General features: G+C 71.7%; 18 protein-coding genes. All 18 read right to left on the bottom strand.

From position 1 onward, the window contains the following. Window positions 1-21: 21 nt before the first annotated feature. Window positions 22-1,440 carry a hypothetical protein gene (locus tag Q9R19_RS00670; RefSeq protein WP_311254431.1) on the bottom strand — a complete coding sequence of 473 codons (1,419 nt, stop codon included), beginning with the start codon at window positions 1,438-1,440 and terminating at the stop codon, window positions 22-24. 12 nt (window positions 1,441-1,452) lie between these two features. Continuing rightward, window positions 1,453-1,836, bottom strand: coding sequence for a hypothetical protein (locus Q9R19_RS00665; RefSeq protein WP_311254430.1), 384 nt, complete (start codon window positions 1,834-1,836; stop codon window positions 1,453-1,455). 98 nt (window positions 1,837-1,934) lie between these two features. Continuing rightward, on the bottom strand, window positions 1,935-2,744 hold the full coding sequence (locus tag Q9R19_RS00660; RefSeq protein ID WP_311254429.1) for a DUF2510 domain-containing protein: 810 nt from the start codon (window positions 2,742-2,744) through the stop codon (window positions 1,935-1,937). Between the two features lie 116 nt (window positions 2,745-2,860). After that, window positions 2,861-3,604, bottom strand: coding sequence for a hypothetical protein (locus tag Q9R19_RS00655; protein ID WP_311254428.1), 744 nt, complete (start codon window positions 3,602-3,604; stop codon window positions 2,861-2,863). Window positions 3,605-3,606: 2 nt separating this feature from the next. Beyond that, window positions 3,607-4,332, bottom strand: a complete 726-nt coding sequence (locus Q9R19_RS00650) for a hypothetical protein (RefSeq protein ID WP_311254427.1) — start codon at window positions 4,330-4,332, stop codon at window positions 3,607-3,609. 72 nt (window positions 4,333-4,404) lie between these two features. After that, window positions 4,405-6,243, bottom strand: a complete 1,839-nt coding sequence (locus Q9R19_RS00645; protein WP_311254426.1) for a type VII secretion target — start codon at window positions 6,241-6,243, stop codon at window positions 4,405-4,407. 16 nt (window positions 6,244-6,259) lie between these two features. Further along, the gene (locus Q9R19_RS00640) at window positions 6,260-7,003 is read right to left on the bottom strand and encodes a hypothetical protein (RefSeq protein ID WP_311254425.1); all 744 of its coding nucleotides are present in this window, start codon (window positions 7,001-7,003) and stop codon (window positions 6,260-6,262) included. Window positions 7,004-7,090: 87 nt separating this feature from the next. Then, the gene (locus Q9R19_RS00635; RefSeq protein WP_311254424.1) at window positions 7,091-8,353 is read right to left on the bottom strand and encodes a S8 family serine peptidase; all 1,263 of its coding nucleotides are present in this window, start codon (window positions 8,351-8,353) and stop codon (window positions 7,091-7,093) included. Beyond that, window positions 8,353-9,669 carry a type VII secretion protein EccB gene (gene eccB / locus Q9R19_RS00630; protein WP_311254423.1) on the bottom strand — a complete coding sequence of 439 codons (1,317 nt, stop codon included), beginning with the start codon at window positions 9,667-9,669 and terminating at the stop codon, window positions 8,353-8,355. The genes Q9R19_RS00635 and eccB overlap by 1 nt, the downstream gene beginning before the upstream one ends. Window positions 9,670-9,672: 3 nt before the next feature. Further along, the gene (gene eccD, locus Q9R19_RS00625; RefSeq protein ID WP_311254422.1) at window positions 9,673-11,025 is read right to left on the bottom strand and encodes a type VII secretion integral membrane protein EccD; all 1,353 of its coding nucleotides are present in this window, start codon (window positions 11,023-11,025) and stop codon (window positions 9,673-9,675) included. A gap of 82 nt (window positions 11,026-11,107) precedes the next feature. Continuing rightward, window positions 11,108-11,824: a hypothetical protein gene (locus tag Q9R19_RS00620; protein ID WP_311255833.1), complete on the bottom strand. Its 717-nt coding sequence runs from the start codon at window positions 11,822-11,824 to the stop codon at window positions 11,108-11,110. Beyond that, entirely contained in the window at window positions 11,821-13,482 is a 1,662-nt protein-coding gene (locus tag Q9R19_RS00615) for a protein kinase domain-containing protein (protein WP_311254421.1), read from the bottom strand. Before Q9R19_RS00615 ends, Q9R19_RS00620 begins: the two co-directional genes overlap by 4 nt. Next, window positions 13,482-14,924 carry an FHA domain-containing protein gene (locus tag Q9R19_RS00610; RefSeq protein ID WP_311254420.1) on the bottom strand — a complete coding sequence of 481 codons (1,443 nt, stop codon included), beginning with the start codon at window positions 14,922-14,924 and terminating at the stop codon, window positions 13,482-13,484. Before Q9R19_RS00610 ends, Q9R19_RS00615 begins: the two co-directional genes overlap by 1 nt. Then, complete coding sequence (locus Q9R19_RS00605; protein WP_311254419.1) at window positions 14,921-15,739, bottom strand: protein phosphatase 2C domain-containing protein; 819 nt, start codon at window positions 15,737-15,739, stop codon at window positions 14,921-14,923. The genes Q9R19_RS00610 and Q9R19_RS00605 overlap by 4 nt, the downstream gene beginning before the upstream one ends. Further along, window positions 15,736-17,211 carry an RDD family protein gene (locus Q9R19_RS00600; RefSeq protein ID WP_311254418.1) on the bottom strand — a complete coding sequence of 492 codons (1,476 nt, stop codon included), beginning with the start codon at window positions 17,209-17,211 and terminating at the stop codon, window positions 15,736-15,738. Before Q9R19_RS00600 ends, Q9R19_RS00605 begins: the two co-directional genes overlap by 4 nt. Then, entirely contained in the window at window positions 17,208-19,601 is a 2,394-nt protein-coding gene (locus tag Q9R19_RS00595; RefSeq protein ID WP_311254417.1) for a transglutaminaseTgpA domain-containing protein, read from the bottom strand. Before Q9R19_RS00595 ends, Q9R19_RS00600 begins: the two co-directional genes overlap by 4 nt. Beyond that, on the bottom strand, window positions 19,598-20,857 hold the full coding sequence (locus Q9R19_RS00590) for a DUF58 domain-containing protein (protein ID WP_311254416.1): 1,260 nt from the start codon (window positions 20,855-20,857) through the stop codon (window positions 19,598-19,600). Before Q9R19_RS00590 ends, Q9R19_RS00595 begins: the two co-directional genes overlap by 4 nt. Next, a complete protein-coding gene (locus tag Q9R19_RS00585; RefSeq protein WP_311254415.1) occupies window positions 20,857-21,828 on the bottom strand; it encodes a MoxR family ATPase in 972 nt (323 codons plus the stop codon). The genes Q9R19_RS00590 and Q9R19_RS00585 overlap by 1 nt, the downstream gene beginning before the upstream one ends. Window positions 21,829-21,865: the final 37 nt, after the last annotated feature.

Below are 21,865 nucleotides of genomic sequence, written 5' to 3'. Positions count from 1 at the left end.
AGAGCGCCCTTGGGCCGAGAGTCACCAGCCGAGTTCTTCGCGACCGTCGGATGTCGAGCTGCCTGCTGCGCCGGCGGCACCGAGATCCGGAGTGACGTCGTCATCCTCGGGATCGACCTCGAATGCCACCAGATCCTGACCGCGGCGGCGCTTGCCCTTGCCACCGCGTCCGCCGCCCGCCGCGCCGCCACCGGCCATCATGCCGGCACGCCCGCCGCCTCCCCCGGACTGCGCGATCACGTTCGCGCCACCCGCGCGGGCTGCACCGCCCGCACCGGCGGTTCCAGGTGCCGAACCCGCGCCGGCTGCGCCGTTCAGGCCGCCCATTCCACCGGCAGCGCCCAGGGCACCCGGACGTGCCAGGCCACCGGCCAGGGCTGCACCGCCGACACCGCCTGCGGTGCCGCCGACCACTCCGCCGACGCCGCCGCCGATGCCGCCGCCGACACCGCCCGGGGGCGTGCCGATCGTGCCGGGAGGCGGGGTGAGCCGCGGGTTGGAGCCCGGAGGATTGGGGCCGGGCACGTTGCCGTTGCCGTCGCCGTCCACGTTGGGCGGCGGGTCGCTGTCATCGGGCCGGGGCCACACCGGCGGCTCGTACGGCGGGAGCGGCGGCTCATACGGCGGGAGCGGCGGCTCCGTGATGGGCGGCCACGTCGACAGTCTGGGAGGCCGACCGTCGTCGTCGCCGTTGCCGTTGCCGTCACCGTTGTTGTTGCCGTCGTTGTTCGAGTTGTTGTTGTTGTTCGGGTTGTTGTCGTCGTTCAGGTCGTTCGGGTTGTGCACACCCGGCCCGTCGTAGCGCCCGTCGCCGCCGCCCGAGCCGGTGCCGCCGTACTCGTGGGAGATCTCGCCGGTGCCACCGCCGCCGTTCTCGTCGTCGCTGGGCGGCTTGGGCGGATCGTACTTCGACTCGGGCAGCCCGTCGATGAGCTCCTGCAGCTGCTTGTCCAGCCTCATGGTGAGCTTGGTGGCGGCCTCCTCCTGCCGGGCATCCGCCTGATCCAGGTAGTACTTCTCGGCCTGCGCGGGAGTCAGCATGACGCCGGGCGAGACCTGCACCGGCGAATTGGTCTCGGTCGCGTGGGCGAGCGTGTCCTTCTGATGCGAGCTGAGCTCGCTGTCCGGCAGTCCGTCCATCTCGGATGCGGTGCTGTGCAGCACATCGTTGGCGATGGTGATCACCTTGTTGAGCTTGGCCTGATACTCGGTGAAATCCAGCAGATCCTTGTGGATCTTCGTGAGACCCGTGCGGATCACGTCGCCCAGGTCGCCTTCGAAGCCGTCGGTGTGTGCCGCCTTCTGGACCCCCGAGCTGGCCTCATCGATCGACTCGAAGGTCGCGCTGCGCTGCACGTGCTGGCCCAGCCGGACCGATACGGCGACCCAGTTGGACTGGTTCAGCTTCAGCCGGCCGAGGCGTTCTACGTTCTGTCCCATGTTCTCCCCCGGTCAGACGGCGATCGGCCCGTTGGACGTGGTGCCGGTCGTCCGGTACAGCAGGTTCTGATAGTGAACCTTCTGCGCCTCGTTCAGCAGCTGCGTCTCGTCGATGGCCTTGCTGATGTTCTCGCGTGCTGTGGCGAGGTCGGCGCTGATCGCGTCGAGCCATTTGCCTGAGGCATCGTAGCGACGCTTCAGCTCTGCAGTCAGATCCACGGACTTGCCATCCTCGGTCCACACCACGGGAGTCTGCCCCTCACCGAGGCTGGCCATCGTCTTGCGAGACTCGTCGACGATCTTCTGAGCGTCTTCGACGAGCTTGATCTGACGCATCGCCGTGTCCTCGTCGAGCTGGAACCCGCCGCCGTCGAACCGCTGCGCCTTGTTGACCATCGGTCATCCCCTCCTACGAACTCGTCCACGGCGATGATAGCCCGCATCGCCGCGCGATCCCATGGGGAGCTGTGCCCATCGAGACCGCACGCGATCTCCTAAGGCGTGGAGCACTCGACTGTGGCCTCAACCCCGATCTGTATGGCCTTCTCACGCTCAGCGCCATCGAGGTCCTCACCCGCGGCCGTGGCGCGCAGCGCCTCGTCCGAGAGATCGGAGTCGTAAAGGTACTGGCCCACGCACGGGTAGAAGTCGGGCTTGTCGTCGTAGTCGGTGACGCCGCCCTCGTGAGCAAGTTGCTCGACCCCGTGGGCGATCTCCTCGGGCGATGGGCGTCCGTCGCTCTGCCCGTCGGCGGGCGGGTCGGAGGGCTGCTCGATGCCGGGCGATGACGGGAAGTCCGTCGGCAGCGGCGGCATGGGGATCTTCGCGATGGCCGTTGCCAGCGTGACCACCAGCACGACGATCCCGATGATGCCGCCGACGACCGCCAGCGCCATTCCCGTGATGGAGGGCCACTTGGCCGTGCCCTTCTGGAACACCGCGATCAGCGACACCACGAAGGCCGCCAGCAGCACGACGCAGGCGATCGCGAACGTGAGGACGTTCGGGATGCATGCGAGCACCGTGCCCACCACGGCCAGGCCCAGCCCGATGAAGCCGAGCACGGCCGTCCGTCTCACCGGCGCGGTCGTCTGCACCGGGGCGGCCGGTGCCGAGTACCCCGCAGCGGCGTATGCCGGAGCGGCATCGGCATCCGCCGGCGCAGCCGTGGCGTCGACCGCAGCCGCGTCATCGGCGGCAGCGGCCTGCTCGCCGGCCGGCGCGTAGTGCTCGGTCCACTGCTGCCCGTCCCACCAGCGCTGACGCCCGGAACCGTCGTCATACCAACCTGCCGGAGTACTCATCCACATCCTCCTCGTCAAACGACCCGCGCGCGTCGCGCGCGGCCCCCGAGGCGCTCGACGCGCCTCTACGTGTATATCAGGTGCCCCTGGAGACGAACCGCCGGGGGAACACCTTGTCAGACCGTCGCGAACGCGTCCTGCGCGACGAACGCGTCGAGCAGCTCGAGGTCCTCGGGCGTCACGATCCGCGCGCCGACCGCATGCTCCACGATCCGCGACCGCGCCGACGCGAGCAGCTCGCCGTCGGCGTTGCGCTCCAGTCCTCGGATGCCGAGTCGTGCGAACTTGCCGCACAGGCTGCCCACACGGCGCTCGAGCTTCTCGAGCGACCAGCCCAGCCGGACCGCGACCTGCTCCAGCGGCGGAAGCCGCACCGACCCTGCGGCGCCTGCGCGCAGCATGGGCTCGGCCAGCGCCGTCAGCAGGATCCGCTGCACGGGCGAGAGCAGCCCGGAGACGCTCTCCGAGCCGGCGCCCGGTCGCCACGACGCGGTCACCTCGTAGTACGGGCTGTCCGCGCTGAGGGCGAGCTCGTACGTGGTCTCGCCCGCCGTGAACATCACGGTGGTCGCGCCGAACACCAGCGGCATCGTGGCGCCCGGAGCGAGCCACGACTGCGCGAGCCCGTCGGCGGATGCTACCGAGGCGGTGAGCCCCGAGCCGACGTTCGTCAGCCACCACATGCCATCGCGCTCCGCGATCTCGAGGAAGCGCCGGTGCACGTACGGGTTGTCGCCGATCGACAGGTCGGCGGCACGCCCGATCACGAACGGCTCGCCGGCCGGAATGCGCTCGCGGTGCTCGCCGAACTCCAGCAGCAGCGCGTGCTGCGCTGCTGGGGCCTGCTGGATGCCGGTCACGTTCACGCAGCCGTGTGACGCGGCCAGGCTCCGCCCGGGTAGGCGCTCGTCGAGGCGAGAGCGTTCGTGACGCTCACCACGAACGACGAAGTCGCCTGGTTGGCGGATGTGATGGCGGAGATGCCGTCTACCAGGAAGGTGAGGAACACGCCGACGGCGCCGATGATCGTGGCGATCGCCGCGGGCGCCGTGACGACGCCGGCCAGTTCGGCTGCGGTGGCGAGCACGCCGATCACCAGGGCGCCGACCGCGCCGAGCATCCCGATCCAGAAGTTCTCGATCGCGCCCGCGAAGCTGTCGAGCTGGGTGTTGATGTCCTGGCACTTGGTGAGCACGTCGTCGGCGGCCGGCTTCTGCAGGTCGACACGGAGCCGGTAGGCGTCGTACGCCTGACCCGTCCAGTGGCCGGTCGTCGGCAGCACGGACGGCTGCAGCGTGGCGGTGCACTGCTGCGCCGGGTTGCCGACGTCCTGCACCCAGTCCAGCCCGGTGGTGCGCAGCGTGGAGGGGCTTCCGACATAGGCGAAGACCTCGCCGACCTTGTCGATCGCCTCCTTCACCTTGGCGAACATCTTGTCGAGCAGGCCCTGGATCCTCTCCATGATCCCGTCGGGAAGCACCAGGTCGAGCATGCCGATGCCGCCGTTGATGATGTCGACGACCGTATCGATGAAGCCCGTGAAGCGGTCGAAGTCCGACTTCGAATCCTCTGCGTTCCGAGCAGTCATGTCACTGCCGCCGCGACCGGTGGGAGCACGATTGTTCATTTCAGTCCTTCTTCCTGCTGCTTCGATTCACGTTCAGTTGCTGAGGCGGCTCTGCCAGGCGGAGGCCGACTGACCGAGTCCTTCGGCGCCGCCGCCGCCGGGGAAGCCGGTCTGCACAGCGCCGTCGCCGGTGTCGACGCGGATGGCCTCACGATCAGGCGCGTCAACCGGCGCGGGCTCTCCGGCCACGTCGCCACCGGCCGCACCATCCGGCACGGGCTCTCCGGCCACATCGCCCCCGGCGACATCGCCACCGGCCGCACCATCCGGCACGGGCTCCCCGGCCACGTCGCCCCCGGCGACATCGCCACCGGCCACATCGCCACCGGCCACATCGCCACCGGCCGCACCATCCGGCACGGGCTCGCCGGCCACATCGCCTCCGGCGGGGCCATCCGGCGCGGGGTCGCCGACCAGGTCGCCGGGCACGTGCTCGCCGGCCACGTTGTCCGGAACCGGGTCGCCGACCGGATCGACGTCCATCTCGACCGGGGTCTCGAGCTCGGCCTCGGCGGGCTGGTCGCCCTGCGTGCCGTCCGCCGCCTGATCACGCAGGTCAGCAGCACTGTCACGCAGCTCGGCCGCCTTGTCGCGCAGCTCGGCGGCGTCCTCGCGCGCGTCGGTCATCTCCTCCATCGCCTCGTCCCGCTGGCCCTCGAGGTCCTCGATCTGCTCGCGGATCTCAGCGGCCTCGGCGCGCTGGGCGGCCGCGTCGGCGCGCAGCGCGGCCGAATCGGTGCGACTCTGCAGCGCCCCGGAGGAGTCTCCGGCCTCGAGCTGCTGCTCGGCCTTGAGGTCGAGCTCAGTCGCACGCCGGTCGGCGTCCGTGGCGGTGCGGTCCAGTTCCGCGGCGCGCTCCTGCAGCTCGTCGATCTGCTGATCGATCGCCTCGGTCTGCTGCAGCGCCTTCTCGGCGTGCGCGTCAGCCTGGTCCGCCTGCTTGTCGAGCGCGTCGGCGCGGGTGTCGAGCTGATCCGCCCTGGCGTCGAGCAGGGCATCCTGAGCGGCATCGTCGCCCGCGTCGTCGACCGACCCGTCGACCGAGCCGTCGACCTTGGGGTCGTCGATCCCGGAGTCGCCCTCATCGATGCCGCCGACGCCACCGCCGCCGACGCCGCCACCGCCGACGCCACCGCCGGGGTTCCCCCCGCCACCGCCGCCGACACCACCGCCGGGGTTCCCTCCGCCGCCGCCGCCGACGCTTCCGCCACCGGTGCCGGTACTCCCCCCGCCGCCGCCGGGCGTGCCGTCCCCGCCGTCGGGAATGTCCTTCTTCTGCGCGGTCTCCGAGTCCTGGTCGGTCCTGTCGTAGTCGTCGGCCGTCAGCCGCAGCGATTCCGCGAACCCCTTGTGCGCGTCCGGAGCGCTGTGCAGCAGCTGCGCCATCGTCACCTGGAAGTCGGCATACGCCTGCGCCGCCTCGACGCCGAAGAACGTGAACGCCGACGGGTCGATCGTCAGGCCGTCGGCCGCGCCGGCGATGGTCGCGTAGCTGGATCCGCCCTCATCCCAGATCCCGGCATCCTTGCGCAGGTACTCGGTCTCGACGTCGACCTCTCCCTCGGGGCCGAACGACGAGGCGTCCGGCTGCGGGGGCGCCTCGGGAAGCGCCGACTCCCCCTCGATCACCGGCAGCCTGTCGGCCACGTCGTCGGTCAGCTCCGACATCCCCAGGCCGTCAGGCCCCCCGAAGATGTGGGATCCGATGCTGACGATCTCGTCGATCGGAGTGAGCGCGTCGAGGATGTTGCCCCCTGCGCCGATCAGGTCGCCCTCCGCGATGTTCTTGCCGAAATCGATGATCTCGTCGACGGGAGTGACCGCATCGACGATGTCGCCGCCCACGTCCTTGATCGTTCCCCACAGGCCCATGTCTCTGCTCCTTCTCTCAGCGGATGCTGCCCATACGGCGCAGCATCTCGCGAGGATCCTTCGTCATCTCCATCAGCCGCTGCACGGCCGGGAAGCCTTCATATGCGTTCTGCCGATCGCGGGCCGACATCGTCATCACGTTGTTCATCGCCCGGACGATCTCCCGCTCGATCACGGCGTCATCCGCGTTGCGCACCCAGCGGTCGTCCACGGCCACGCCGGTGATGGTCGCTCCGCGACGCGTCACCATGACGGTCTGGGCCGAGTTCACGGCATCCCGCACCTCGCTGCCGCGCTGGTTGACCTTGGCCAGGTACGCCTCGCGCTGGTCGCGCGCCTGGTCGACCGCGTGCTGGATGCTGCTGCGCCCCTCCTCGGCCGAGGCCGTCGTCGGGTCGCCGAGCGGCGCCGGCGCGGACGCCGGGATCGCGATGCGGGCGTCGTCGTCGGGCTGCTCCTCGACACCGCTGAGCAGCTGGTCGAACCGCTTGCCGAGCGCCGTCTGGTAGCACATGCTCACCGACGCGCCGAGGTTCTCCTCGCCGATCGTGTCGCGCCAGTCCTCGTCGAGGACCAGCGCTTCGACCGCGCCGTTCCTGGCGAGCGTGAGCTTGACGGCCTTCTTGTCGTCCTCGACGGTCACGGCAGTCATCTGCTCCGTCGCCGTCGCCACCGCGCGGAGCTCACGCTGCATCTCGGCGGCGCTCTCGCGCAGCTCTGCCAGCAGGCGATTGGCGTCCGCCATGTCGAGACTCACCATGAACTCCTCTTCCGTGGACCGTTGAAGCAATCCTACGAAGAGGTCTCCGCGCGCCATAGGGGGAGCACTCCCCATGCGGCGCGCAGGTCAGCCGGGCAGACGCCGTGCCCGCGAGCGGGAGATCAGCAGCAGGACGATCGAGATCGTCGCTCCCGCGCCCAGCCCCCACCCGACGATCACGCGCGCCGGGTCGAGGGGATCGGAGACCGGATCGAGGTCGACCGTGCGCTCCGCCTGCGGTTCGGGCTTCTGCGGCGGATGCGCGGGAGAATCCGGCCCCGGCAGGCTGCCGTCGTCGATGAGCGCCAGGGCGCCGGCGGGCCGCACCTCGCCCCACCCGACGGTGTCGCTGCGCTGACCGGGGGACACGCGCAGTGCCGACTGCGTGAGCCGGAACGCCCATTCATCGGGCGACTCGTCCGGGTAGCGGGAGGCGATCAGCGCCGCCGCACCCGAGATGATTGCGGTGGCGTAGCTGGACGACGCCGAGTCCGGGTTGAGCACGCAGTCGCCGCCGGAGATGTACGCGGTGGGCACCGACTGGCCGGGAGCGGCGATGTCGACGTGCTCGCCGGCGTACGACGACTCCGCGCTCCAGCTGCCGTCGGCCAGCACCGCAGCCACGGCGAGCGCGCCGGGCAGCTCGCCCGGGTAGAAGTGCGCCGGGTCGGGGCCGTCGGTGCCGGCGGTGCGGCGGTTGCCCGCGCTGGCGATCACCAGCGCGCCCCGGTCGTGCGCGTAGTCGACCGCGCTGCGGTAGGCCCCGGCGGAGCCGTCGTCGGACAGCGAGACGTTGATGATCTGGGCGCCGTGGTCGGCCGCCCAGCGGATGCCGGCGACGATGGATGCCGTGGTCGGCACCACCAGGTCGCGGGAGGAGCCGTTGGAATCGGGCGCGGCCTCGAAGGCGCGCACGGGCATGATCTTCGCCTGCGGTGCGATGCCGATCACCCCGGAGCCCTCGACCCGCCGTGCCGCGATCAGTCCGGCGACGGCCGTGCCGTGCCCGGCCACGTCGGCGTCGGCCGGCGCCGATCCGCCGCCGAAGCTGGTGAACCCGGGCACGAGGGCGCCCTTCAGGTGCACGTTGCCCGCCTGCACGCCCGAGTCGACGACCGCGACGGTCACGCCCCGCCCGCGGCTCAGCGTCCACGCCTCGGCCAGGCCGAGGCGGTCGACGAGGTAGCTCGGGGCCGACGAGAGCAGCCGCTTGCCCGGCGTGCACTGCTGACCGGCATCCATGGAGGGAGCGGATGCCGGTGGCGTCTGATCGGCATCCGCCGCCGGAGCACCCAGCCCGAGAGCGACGACGATGCCCACGACCGCCGCCGCACTGCGCAGCGCGCGCATCACTTCTCCTGCCTCGGCGCCGTCCTCTGCGCGATCCCCTGGCTCAGCGTCGGGCCCTGTTCGAGCAGCTGCGTCCACGCCGTGGGCACGCTCACCGACTGCGCGGTGCTGTAGCCGAGCAGCTTGAGGTCCTCGGCGGCCTCGATCGGGAAGAACACGCCGGCCTCCGAGACGAATCCGTACGTGGCCCCCTCGCCGCTGCCGCGTGCGGTCAGCGCCGCTCCGGCACCGGGCTGCACCCTGGTGCCGGGTTCGAGCTCGTCCGGACTGGTCGCCACCGACACCATCGGCCCGTCCGAGGTCGGCTTCATCTGCAGGCAGGCACGAGCGGGGTCGGCCGACTCGGCAGGTACGCGCTCGGGCCAGTCCTCGGGCACGGCGTCGGAGTTCACGTCGCGCAGGTTGGTCGCCTCGGCCACCGTCATCACGACCGGGTCGACGCCGACGTACGCGGTCAGCAGGGTGCGGGCGAACGGCGTCGCGGGCACGAGGCGCCCCTTCCCGTCCACGATGTACTCGGCCACGGTCTGGCCGTCGGCCTGCGTCTGCACGGCCTGGCCGACGATGAGGCCCGCGGCTCCGGCATCCGACCCCAGCTTGCTTCCCAGATTCACATCGAGCGGCGTGCCGGGTGCGACCAGGTTCAGCCATGCGCCCGGCACCTTCGGCACGGACCCGACGTCGTCGATGCCCAGGAAGACGCTGGCGACCACGGCGACACTGTCCCGCGGCACGGCGTAGCGGCGATCGTCCTGCACGAACCAGTAGCCGCCGTCGTCGTCCTTCACCAGCGCCGCCTGATCCGCCGGTCCCGACGGATCGCCCAGCAGCCGGGTGGAGATCTTCAGCGGCGCGTCGGCCGCGACGCAGCTGAGCCAGGCGCCGTCGTACTGGCGATCCGGCGCCGGAAGGTAGTCCGGCGCGCCGTCGATGCCGACCGGCGACGGGTCGCGTGTGATGCCGTCGAGCTTGCTCGCGGGCACCGAGGTGATCTTGGTGGTGCCCACCAGCAGGCGCGCGCTGGCGAGGTTCTTCACCGGGTAGAGCGTGTCGCCCAGGGCGACGTAGCGCGACCCCTCGCCCTGCACGACGATGATCGACCCGTCGCCCCAGCCCTTCGGCAGGGTGCCGGTGAAGGTGCCGATCAGCAGCGAGACGATGATCGTCAGGATGCCGAGGGCGACGCTGACGACCACGCCGCGCATCGGCTTGGCCGGGGGCAGCTCACGCCCGCCGGGCGCTCCGCTGGTGAAGGCCGTCTGGAGGCGACGGCGGTTGAAGGCCTGCGCCTGCAGCAGCTCGGATTTGGATGCCATGGATCAGAACCAGCCTCCGGCGATGATGGCCAGGGGCAGCAGCAGGGCGATGGTGGCCCACTCCGCGAAGTCGGCGAACCGGGTCAGCCCCATGCGCACCCTGGTGCTGAGCAGCACGATCACGATCACGCACGCGGCGGACGCCGCCAGGCCGATGACCAGTCCCCCGATCCATGTCGGGTGCGCGATGACCGCGGCGACCAGGGCGAGCGAGGCCCCGGTGAGCACGCCGGCGACGACGACCACGATGTCGAACCGCGAGTAGACCTGCCTGGTGCCCAGCAGCATGCCGAGCAGCGTGACGATGCTCAGCAGCAGTCCCCAGAAGCCCGAGGCGACCACGGGCACGATGGCGACCAGCACGATCAGGCACAGCGCGATGCGCAGCGAGACCTGGTACCGGTGCGCTCGCACGTACAGCGCCGCGACCTGCTGCGGCGAGATGTGCGCGGGGGCGTCGTACACCTCGGAGTCGTCACGCGCGGACACCACCCTCAGCGGCACTGAGGCCAGCGCCACCCAGGGTGCGCCCAGACCGGCGATGCCGGCCAGGCTCATGGCCGCCGCCAGCGTCGAGGCGACCGGCGCGCCGAGCCATTCGATCACGGCGCCGACGACCAGGAGGATGCCACCGAGGGTGACCGGGATGAGCCCGTACTCGCGCTGGCTGCGCAGGCCCAGCATGGTGACGATTCCGAAGACCAGCATCCCGGCGGCGGCGAGCACGACCGGCAGGCCCCAGCCCGGCCCGCCGGGCAGCGCCGTGTACCCGCCGACTCCGGCGTACACCGACGAGACCAGTGCGAGGGCCATGGCCGCCTGCGGGGGCGCCCCGGTGCGATCCATCACCAGCGCGCAGATCAGCAGCACGACGGCTGCCGCGCCCGCGCCGGCGGCGGTGACGACGGTGCCGGCATCCACCCACGCCCACACCGCCGGGACGAGGCCCAGCAGCAGCAGCACGGATGCCACCACGGTCGCCGTGGTCACCGTGTTCTGCACCGACCAGGCCGGGGCGTTCTCCTCGACCACGTCGGCGACGGCCTCGACCAGGTCGTCGTAGCGCTTGGGCAGTGCCGCGGTGGCCCCCTGCTCGAGCACCAGGAAATCGCCGTCGTGCACGTTCTGCGCGGCGAGGGTGCGGTCGGGGTCGAGCGGGCTGCCCTCGGCGCGCACCAGCCGGAATCCGGCGGATGCCGACGAACTGTCCAGCATCCGCAGTCGTCGCGTCAGCGACGGGAGCACCTCGGCGACAGGTACGCCGCCGGGCACGCCGACGTCGATGCGCTCGGACTCCCACTGCACCGAGAGGCGCACGAGCTGCGACGGTGCGGCTGCTGTCGTCTGAGACGGCATGGTTCCCTGCTTTCCTTGAACACGCGCGCTTCACACTATCGCGCGTCATTCCTGCGACCGGTGATCGGACGGCGTCTGCGCGCTAGGCGTCGGCGTCGTCCTCCGGGGTCTGCTCCGGGGCATCCAGCAGGGCCAGATCGTCCCGGGTGACCAGCCTGCTCGACACGGCGTGCTCGACCAGGCGCGCTTTGCGGTTGGTCGCCAGCTTGCCCTGGCCGCCGCGCATGCCCTGCACGCCGATCCGGTCGAACTTGTCGCACACGTTGTCGAGCTTGCGGTTGAAGCGCGTGCTCGTCCACCCCAGCCGCTCGGCCGCCTGCGCCGAGCTGGGGATCTCGCTGGTGCCGGTGCCCTCGCGGCGCAGCAGCGGCTCGGCGAGCGCGAGGATGAGCAGCTTCTGGCTCTCAGTGAGCGGCACGTGCCCGATGGTCGACTGGCCGTCGTCGGCCGCCTCGCGGGGAGCGATGCGGAACGCCGGGCCCTTGGCGTGGATCGTGAACTCGTAGGTCGTCGGTCCCGCGGTGAACACGACCGTGGTCTGCTCGAACACGATCGGCAGCCGCGCCCCCGGCGCCAGCCACGCGTTCACGCCGCCGGACGAGTCGGTGACGGTCGCGGTGAGCCGGGCGCCCACGTTGGACAGCCACCAGAAGCCGTCGGTGTTCGAGATCTCCAGGAAGTTGCGATGCAGGAACAGATTGTCGTCGAGCTCCAGGTCGCCCTGACGCCCGACGCAGAACGCCTCGCCGGGATCGAGGGAGAAGTACTCCCCCGCGTACTCCACCGTGATTTCCATCAGCCCACGCACCCCCTGACCGGCTCGGGCGAGGATCGCCCGTCAGCCCTCTTGATGAGCACCTCGATGCAGGTGCGCCCCGTGTGCGTCCCGTCCAGCGTGACGCTCGTCTTCTCCGTCGCGTTCGTATCGCCCTGTCCGTCCAGGGTCACCTCGTACCAGATGTACGCGTCGCCGTCCTCGGGCGCCGGGTTCTTCCAGGTGAACGTCACGACGCCGTCGTCGGCGGCGCCCTTCAGGTCGGTCACCTCGGGCACCAGTCCCGCGATCGGGTCCTTCGGCTGCGGCGGCGCCTCGGTCGTCTGCTGCGCGGCCGGCTTCAGGCCGTCGGCGAACGCGCTGGCGAGCACGATGCCGAGCACGACGGCGACCACGCCCGCCGCCGCGATGAGCCAGCCCCACCACGGCATGCCACCGCGCCGGCGGCCGGCGGCCGGTTCCCCCGGATGCTGCGGCTGCGCCTGCTCGGGGAGCGGCTGCGCCCCGGCGGGCGTCCCGGCCGTCGCTGCGACGGGTGCGACCACCCGGGGGGCGCGCAGCACGGTGGGTGCGTCGTCGTCATCGGTCTGCGGGCCGGGCGCGGACGACGCGGACGGCGCGCGACGCTGCGTCTGATCGAGCTCTTCCGCAGCCGGGCTGTCGAACCGCGGCATCCCGCCGGCCGGTTCACTCGGCTGCTTGCGCAGCGTGGTGGCGGACGGGCGCGTGGCGGACTGCGTGTCCGGGTTGATCGAGCGCACCTCACGCACCCGGGTGAGGCCGTCGTCGTCATCCTCCAGCTCGTCGTGCGAGGGATGCTCGTCGACGATGTCGATGGGGGTGACCGAGTGCGCCAGCTCGATCTGCACCTTCTGCAGCGCACGGGCGAACGCCACCGCACTGGGGTACCGGTCGTCGGGGCGCTTGGCCATCGCCCTGGCCAGCACGGCCTGCAGGTTCTCGGGCACGTCGGCGCGCTCGATGCGCGGCACGGCCATCCGCTCGATGCGCTCGATCAGGTCGGCGCTGGAGTTGCGCTCGCCCTTGCGCTCGAACGGCGAGCGGCCGGCGAGCAGCGTGAACACGGTCGCGCCGAGGGCGTACACGTCGGTGCGCACGCCGGTGGACGGGTTCTCGGCGAACGACTCCGGCGGCGACCACGGGATCGACATGCCGGCGGCGTCGCTGTCGACGCCGGTGGTCGAGGCGATGCCGAAGTCGGTCAGCGCCGGGCGGTTGTAGACGGTGACCAGGATGTTCGCGGGCTTGATGTCGCGGTGCAGCACCCCGGCGCGGTGCGCGGTCTCCACCGCTCCGCTGACCTGCACGCCCACGCGCAGCGCCTCGGCGACCGAGAACGGCTCCTTGCGGGTGCGCACCTGCAGGTTGGGCCTGGGGCAGTACTCCATCACGATGTACGGGCGGCCGTCGGTGGCGACGCCCGCCTGGTAGATGGTGACGATGGCGGGATGCGTGGACAGCATGGCCATCACGTTCGCCTCGTTGGTGAACTCCTCGGCGGCACCCGCCGCCAGGCGATCGGCGAGCAGCACCTTCACTGCTACCTCGCGCTTGGGCAGCTGCTGCTCGTAGAGGAACACGTCGGCGAAGCCGCCGGTGCCGAGCGGCCGGAGGTACTCGAACCCCGGCAGCTCGGGCGGCGGCGACGGAGCGCGGCTCATCAGACCCCCTCGACGGCGACCGTGACGCCGTCGCCCACGTCGATGACGTCGCCGCCGAGCACGAGCGTGGGCTCGCCCGGATGCAGGCGCACCGGGTCGGAGCCGGTGCGCAGCAGCGTGGAGCCGTTGGTGGTGTGCAGGTCGACGACCACCACGGAGTCGCCCTCGGGGCGCACCTCGAGGTGGTTGCGGGAGATGTCGGACTGCGGGCTGTCCACGGCGATCAGGTGCGGCATGGTGCTGCCGCTGGCGCGCGTGGAGCGCGGCTTGCGTCCGATGATGACGGCGCGGTCCAGGTCGACGACCTGACCGGTGGACAGCCGGATCCGCGCGCCGGCGGCGGGCGGGCGGATGTCGTCGATCACCGGCAGCGCCTCGGTGGGCGCCTCGGGCGACGACCCGGCAACGCGCAGTCGTCGCGCCTCGGCCACCGAGATGGTGGCGCCGTCATGGTCGCCGAGGTCGTCGTCCTCCGCCGGCGCCGCCACGGGTGCGGGCGTCACGAGGCCGCCCATCGCGTCGGGCACGTGCGGAGCGGATGCCGCCGCATCGGCGTCATCGCCCGCCTGCTGGGGGGCGGCCGAGGGCAGCTCATCGGGGGCGATCGTCCGGTTCACGTCGGGCTCGCCCGCCGCGTCGTCGGGCTCGTTCGCGGAGCGCGCGAGCAGCAGCTCGTCGGGAGTGATGGTCTCGCTCGGCGCGTCGCCGGATTCGGTCTCCGGCTCAGCATCCGCTTCGGGCTCCGGCTCGGCATCCGCTTCCGGCTCGGACTCGGGCTCGGGCCCGGGCCCGGGCTCGGGCTCCGGCTCGGCATCCGCTTCGGGCTCCGGCTCGGGCTCCGGCTCCGGCTCGGCATCCGCTTCGGGCTCCGGCTCCGGCGCGGCGTCGATCGCGGGCGCTGCATCCGCCTCGGCGTCGTCCCCCTGCGCCTCCTCGGCCGGGACCTCGGCGGCGTCCGCCGGCTCGCCCTCGACCGCAACCGGCGCCTCCGGTTCGGGCACGGCGTCCGGCGCGGAGAACGCCTCGCCCACGCGGATGCCCGAGGTGAGCACCACACCCGAGCGGATCGGGTACTCGACGCCGTCTCCCGCGTCGCCGATGCGGATCTCGAAGCGCGGCTCGCCGGCGATGTAGCGCTCGCTCCACGTCGTGATGTCCTCGCCCGAGAAGCCCTCCTCGAAGCCGGTGCTCACCGTCACCGCGCCGCGCACGGCGAAGCGGGTGCCCCCGGCGTCGAACAGCGCGACCGCGAACGAGCCGAGACCGGTGATGGCGCCACCGGAGAGCACGTCGATGACCTCGGTCAGCGCCGGAACGCCGTCGCGGAGCATCGCCGAGAGCGCGACGACCTTGTCGGCGCCGGCATCGCCGGGAAGCGCGGCGATGCCCGACTCCTCGACCACGACCTGCCAGTCGCCCGGGCGGTAGATCACGTCACTCATCGCATTCCTCCATCCGCCGCCGCGCGCGGGCGCGTGTCGGCAAGCTCTTCGTCGTCGTCGGCCTGCACGTGGATGCCGCGCACCGAGGCGACGGTCACGGCGTCGACGATCACCACGGTCACGTTGTCGCGGCCGCCGGCGCGCACCGCCTCGGCGGTCAGGATCTCGGCGGCGCGCTGCGGATCGGACTCGCTGCGCAGCACTTCGGCGATCCGCTCGTCGGTCAGCTCGGTGGTCAGGCCGTCGGAGCACACCAGCATCCGGTCGCCCCGCTCGGCCGGGAACAGCCAGTAGTCCGCGTCGCCGACGCTGCCCGCGCCGATCGCCCGGGTGATGATGTTGCGCCGCGGATCGATGTTGGCTTGCTCGGGCGTGATCTCGCCCTCTTCGATCAGCTCCTGCACGTACGAGTGGTCGACGCTGATCTGCTCGAGCGCGCCGCCCGCGAACTGATACGTGCGCGAGTCGCCGATGTTGATCACGAGCCAGTAGCCGAGGCCGTCGACCGTGGCCACGGCCACGCCGCTGAGCGTGGTGCCGGCGCCCGCGCCGCCCTGCTGGCTGATCGCGGCGACGGCCTGCCGGGCGGATGCCAGCGCGTCGCGCACCTGCCCCATCGACAGCGCATCCTGTCCGACCAGCGACGAGAAGTGCTCGATCACGGTGGCGCTCGCGATCTCGCCCGCGTCGTGCCCGCCCATCCCGTCGGCCACGAGGAACAGCGGCGCCGATGCCAGGTACGAGTCCTCGTTGAGCTTGCGGCGCGCCCCGACGTCGGTGGCGCATCCGCTGGAGGTGAGCACCGGCGCGGTCACACGTAACCCCCGATCGTGACGATGCGGTCGCCGATCTCGAGGGCGTCGCCCAGGCGGATCGGCACGCGCTGTCCGGGCGGGCAGGCGATGCGCACGCCGTCGCGCACGATCACCGTCCCGTTCGTCGACCGGCGGTCCATGACCCAGCCGCCGCGCGTCTCGGCGCCGGCCTCGAAATGGGTCTTCGACAGCGAACGGGTCTCGTCGCGCACCGCGACGTTCACGGCGCCGTCGTCCTCGGGGTTGCGGCCGAAGACGGTGCGGCCCGACACGGTGGCGCGCTGTCCGTCGTCCCACGTGAACACCAGGCGGTGCCCCGGGACGCTGATGCGCGTCGACTCGATGTCGTCATCCTGCTCCCCGTCCGGCTCGTCCGGCTGCACGAGCGGGTGCTCGTCCGGCTGCACGAGCGGGTGCTGCGCCGTGACCGGCTGCTCGGAAGCGACGGGGGGCACGAAGGGCGGGGGCGTCGGCGCGCCGGGGGCATCCACCGACGGCACGGACGCGGCCTGCCCGCCCAGCCGGGCCGCGACGGTGTCCAGCGGCGTCGGGTCCGAGACGGGCTCGACCGGGGCCGGAGCGGCCGGCTCAGCGGGCTCCGGGGCGGATGCCATCGGCGCCGACTCCTGGGTCACCCCCGGGACGAACGAGATCAGCGGATCCTCGGGCAGGTCTCGGCGCATCGGCGGCGAGAGCACCGTGTGCTCGGAGAACTCGTCGTCCGCCGGCTGCTGTTGCGCCGCGGTACCCGGGTGCACCGGTTCGGCCGGGGCGGCCGGGGGCGCGGACGCGGGCGGCGGAGCGAATCCGCCGGGCCGGGCGAACCCGGGCATCGACGTCTGCGGGATCGCCGGCGCATCCTGCGGAGCCGGGACCCCGAACGCGGGACCACCGGGCGCACCCTGAGCCGGAGCCCCCTGAGCCGGAGCGCCCTGAGCCGGAGCCCCGAACGCGGGAGCGGGCGTCGGGGCAGTGGGGACGGCGCCCGCGGCAGACGGCGCCGGAGTGCGACCGGATGCCGCCGGCGCGGCGCCCTGGAGCATGAGCGCCCCGGCCACCTTGTCGTGCCAGCCCTGGAACCGCCCGGAGCCGTCGAAGAGCACCGTGAAGTAGCCGACCACGATCGACGCGGCCAGTCCCCAGATCACATTGCGCAGCAGCGCCCGGCCGAACCCGAGGGGCGAGCCGTCGTTCGCCTTCACCAGCCGGATGCCCTGCGCGCGCATCCCGATCGATCCGCGACCGGCCTGCATGAGCGTGTAGACCACCGCCCACGCGATGCCGAGCACGCCGAAGACCGGGCTCGCGACCAGCAGCGAGCCCATCAGGTCGCGGCTGGTCATGACGACGACGATCATGATCACCGTCGGCACGACCACCGCGATCGCGAAGCCGATGGCCGCGTCGATCAGGTACGCGACGGCCCTGCGCCCGATCGGCGCGACGTCACCGGGCGGAAGCATCGTCGTCATGAGGTCTCGCTCTCGGATCGCGTGGTCTTGCTGTCGATGTTGCCAGGTTCACGGCGAACGCGCGCGGTCGCGGCATCCTTCAGCTCCTGCATCCGCGCCGAGATCCGGCCGCGACCGGTGAGCGAGCGCAGGCTGAGGCGCGCCTTGACGCGCTTCCAGAAACCCGCCTGTCTGCCCAGCCCGCCGACCAGCGAGTCGACCTCGGCCCAGAAGGCGTCGACGTCGCCCTGACTCGGGTCGTCCGGCCCGAACACCTGATCATCGGCGCGGTCTGCCAGCGTGGTCGCGGCGGGAAGCGACAGCGCCGCCGAGACGGTGGCCGCCTCTTCGAAGCGCGTGCCGCCGGGGCTCAGGCGCGCGCCGTAGTCGATCGCACGGTCGGTGAGCTCGTCCCAGCCGCCGCTGATCCGATCGGCCGTGCGCTGCGCGTTGCGGCGGGCGCGGCGGCGGGATGCCTTCCACGCGCCGATCACGATGAACGGCGAGCTGAGGATCAGCAGCGTCAGCAGCGAGATGCCGCCGATGGCGAGGATGACCCCGATGATGCCCAGGATGTTGGGCGCGTCGTCCTCGGGCTTGCGGTCGTCCGGCACGGTCGGCGGCAGGTCGACCGGCTCCTGCGGCGGGGGCGGCGGCTGCAGCACCTGCGGCTTGGGGTCGACGCGCGGCTTGGTGTTCTGGTCCTGCGGCTCCTGGTCCTCGGGCGGCGTCGGGTCGAACGGCAGCCAGCCGTAGCCGGTGAAGTTCACCTCCACCCACGCGTGCACGTCGTCGCCGGTGGCCTTGAACACCCCCGAGTCGCTCTCCTTCTTCGGGTAATAGCCCATCACCACGCGCGCCGGGATGCCGATCTCGCGCGCCATCAGCGCCATGGTCACGGCGTACTGCTCGTCGTCGCCGATCATCTGCTCGCCGCCGACCAGCGTCGCGATGCGCTCGGCCGTGTGACCGGCGCGGGACAGGTGCGCCTGCGAGCCGAGTCCGTGGCTGAAGAAACCGTTCTTGGAGAGGTACGTCTGCAGGGCGCGCACCTGCCCGATCGGGGTCTTCGCCTCGGTCACGGTCTCGGCGGCGAGGGTGCTGAGCTCCTCGGGCACGTTGTGCAGCTCGGGCAGCTTCATCTTCACGATCGCGGTGTCGCCGAGCTCTTCGTCCGTGGGGATCTTCGGGAGCACCGCGTCGACCGTGTACGTGTCGCCCTTCTGCAGCCCCTCAGTGACCACCGTGGTTCCGGTGGCGGTGTTGTGGTACCCGCTGCGGCGCAGCCGCTCGGCGCGGGAGCCCTCGAACGTGATCTGGTCCTCGCCCTGCGTGCCCGGCACCCAGACGCCGCTGTAGTCGCCGATGTCGAAGCGCAGCGTGGCCTTCTGCCCGTCCGCTCCGGCGGCCATGTTCGAGCGCAGCGGGCTGAACGCGCTGGAGGTGCCAGGGCCGCCGTCGGTGACGTTGTAGACGATGCCGTCCCAGTCGTCCATCGCGGCCAGACGCACCCGGGCGCCCTCGGGCAGGCCGGTCACCGTGAACAGCGTCTTGTCCGCCTCGTCGCGCACGTTCTTGCGGAACGCCTGCAGCGGGCTGGGATAGTCGCGGATGTTGAACGGCGGCACGATGGCATCCCGGAACACGTGGCGCGGCTCGCCCGGCTGCGCGATCGCACCCAGGCCGGCGCCGGCGAGACCGGCGACCGCGAGCACGGCGACGCCGCTCAGCATCCGCCTGGTGCGCATGTGCGCGGCGCGACCGGGATCGATCTCCGACACGTCCACCGCGCTGCTCTGCGGCGCCCACCAGGTGCGCAGCGACATCCACACCACGGCGACAGCGGCGAAGATCACGCCCTGCGTCAGCGGGAAAGCAGGGTCGGGCACGCCGAGTCCGATCACGAGCAGCAGAGCGGATGCCGCGGGGATCAGCGCCCACCACACCTGACGCAGCCGCAGCGCCAGCGAAGCGGTGGTCGCGCTTGCGACCAGTGCCACGATGAGCACCACCACCAGGTGGCCGTCAGCGGGCGAGACCGGTGCGACGGTGGTCAGCAGCTGCTTCCACGCGGTGACGGCACCGAGCGCGAGGCCCTGGAGCGTCTCCAGCGTGGGGACCACCCCGATCAGCGTCGTGCCGGGAAGGGCGAGTGCTCCGCCGAACAGGAAGTAGGCGGCGATCGTGAAGCCAGCGACGATGAGGATGCCCCAGCGCTTCAGCGCGCACACTGCGGCGATGGCCAGGCCCAGCAGCATCCCGCCGACAGCGGCGACGAGGAACGACGGACCGGCGAAGCTCGGCCAGAAGCCGATCAGCGCCACCAGCAGGAGGACCGCGGTCGCGGAGAGATCCAGAATCCAGCGCCGCAGCGGCAGCGGCGTCGCGGTCGAAGTCGGCACGGAGGTCATGCGAGCACCTTCTGAAGGGCGAGCGGCAGCTGGTCGAGGGCGCCGATGGTGACCACGTCGGCGTCGGCGATGCGCCGCAGCGCGGGCTGCTCCACGCCGCCCTGCACCACGACGGCGATCACGCGGGCGCCGAACGGCATCCGCGAGCATGCCAGTCGCAGGTCCTCGCCGGAGACCGCAGAACCGCAGACCAGGGCGACGACGCTGGCGGATGCCATGGTCGCGGACAGCACGCCGGCCAGCTCCGGCACCCCGCCGTCGCGGCCGCGCGAGTGATCGACCATCGCCAGCGAGTCGAGCAGCTGCTTGCCGGTTCCGGCCGGCAGTTCGCGGCCCTGCACCCGCACGTCGACCTTCTGCGAATCGCGCAGCGCGCGCAGGCCGATCGAGCCCGCGACCGAGATCGCCAGTTCGAACTCGTCGTCGGTGCGGTAGTCGCGCGGCGAGCGCGTGAGGCCGATCACGAAGTGCGACCGGCGGGTCTCCTCGAACTGACGCACCATCATGGTGCCGGTGCGCGCGGTGGAGCGCCAGTGCACGTGCCGCAGGTCATCGCCCGGCTGGTACTCGAGCAGGGCGTGGAAGGAGACGTCGTCGCGGGACAGGTCGGATGCCGGCAGACCCTCCAGGTCGCGCAGGAAGCCGAGCGACTGGCCGCCGAACAGGGTGGTCTTCGGATGCACGTACAGGTCGACCGGCTCGTCGCGGCGGTGGGCGCGCTCGAACAGCCCGAGCGGGTCGCCGCGCACCACGCTGACCGGCCCGACCTTCACGACGCCGCGGCGGTGGGTGGGGATCGCGAACAGCTCCTCGGCCTCCTGACCAGGGGCCAGGCGCTGAATGGAGAACTCGCCGCGTCCGCCGCCCACCGGCAGCACGACGCGCGAGGGGAGGATCGCCCGCGCGCCGCGGTTCAGCAGCGTGAGGCCGCCGACCGCGCGTTCGCCGACCACCACGCGGGTGCGCGCCAGGTCGAGCGACACGTCGTACTCGGTGCGGCCGATCAGGAACAGCGCGCAGATCGCGGCCACCAGGGCCAGCACGAGCCCTGCGACGATCAGCTCGTGCCAGCCGAGGAGCTGCCCGGTGATCCACGCCGCGACGGCGAGCGCCATCACGGTCCAGCCGAGGGGGCGGATGACGGCCGCGATGCTCTGCAGCCGGGCGAGCACGCGCGCGCCGATGACAGCGACGATGTCGCGCCATCCTGCCTCGCGGTCGACCGGTGCCGGCGCCGCGATCGTCTCCGCGGTCATCAGGCGTTCGTGCGCGCCTGCGGCGCGGCGACGGACTCGAGGACGCGGGCGATGACAGCGTCGGCGGTGGTGCCGGCGAACTCCGCCTCGGCATCCAGCATGAGCCGGTGCTGCCACACCGGGCGGGCGAGCGCCTTGATGTCGTCGGGCAGCACGTAGTGGCGGCCGTGCGCTGCGGCCCACACCTTGGCGATGCGGATCATCGCGATCGCGCCGCGCACCGAGACGCCGAGCTTGATGGCGCCGTCGGTGCGGGTGGCCTCGGCCAGCTCGGCGGCGTACCGCAGCACGGCGGACTCGACGTGCACGGTGGCGGCCAGGTCTGCCATGTCGGCGACGGCACCGGTGGTGATCACCGCGGACAGCGAGGCGGCGGGGTTGCGCTGGGCGGCGCCGCCGAGGATGCTCTCGGTGACCGACAGGCTGGGGTAGCCGATCGAGGTCTTCACCAGGAAGCGGTCCAGCTGCGCCTCGGGGAGCTTGTAGGTTCCGGCCTGCTCGACGGGGTTCTGGGTCGCGATCACCAGGAACGGACGGCCAGCCTCGTGCGTGACGCCGTCGACGGTCACCCGCGACTCCTCCATGACCTCGAGCAGGGCGGACTGGGTCTTCGGCGAGGCGCGGTTGATCTCGTCGGCCAGGACGATGGATGCGAAGATCGGCCCCTTGTGGAACTCGAACTTGTGCGCCTGCTGGTCGTAGATCGTCACACCGGTCACGTCGGAGGGCAGCAGGTCGGGCGTGAACTGGATGCGGGAGCTCGTGCCCTGCACGGTGGCGGCCAGCGCCTTGGCCAGGCTGGTCTTCCCCGTGCCAGGAGCGTCTTCGAGCAGCACGTGGCCCTCGGCGAGCATGGCGGAGAGCACCAGGCCGACCACCTCGGGCTTGCCCTGCAGCGCCTTGTCGATGTTCTCCACCAGGCGCTGGAACGTGCTCTGGAACCAGGCTGCCTGTTCGGGGGTCATACTCATGTCTGTTCTCTTCTTCTCGAGTGGTGAAACCTGAATG

The organism is Microbacterium sp. ARD32, assembly GCF_031844385.1.
Classification (GTDB): domain Bacteria; phylum Actinomycetota; class Actinomycetes; order Actinomycetales; family Microbacteriaceae; genus Microbacterium.
Note: the sequence above shows the minus strand (reverse complement) of the source record. Positions and strands in the feature narration are given on the sequence as shown.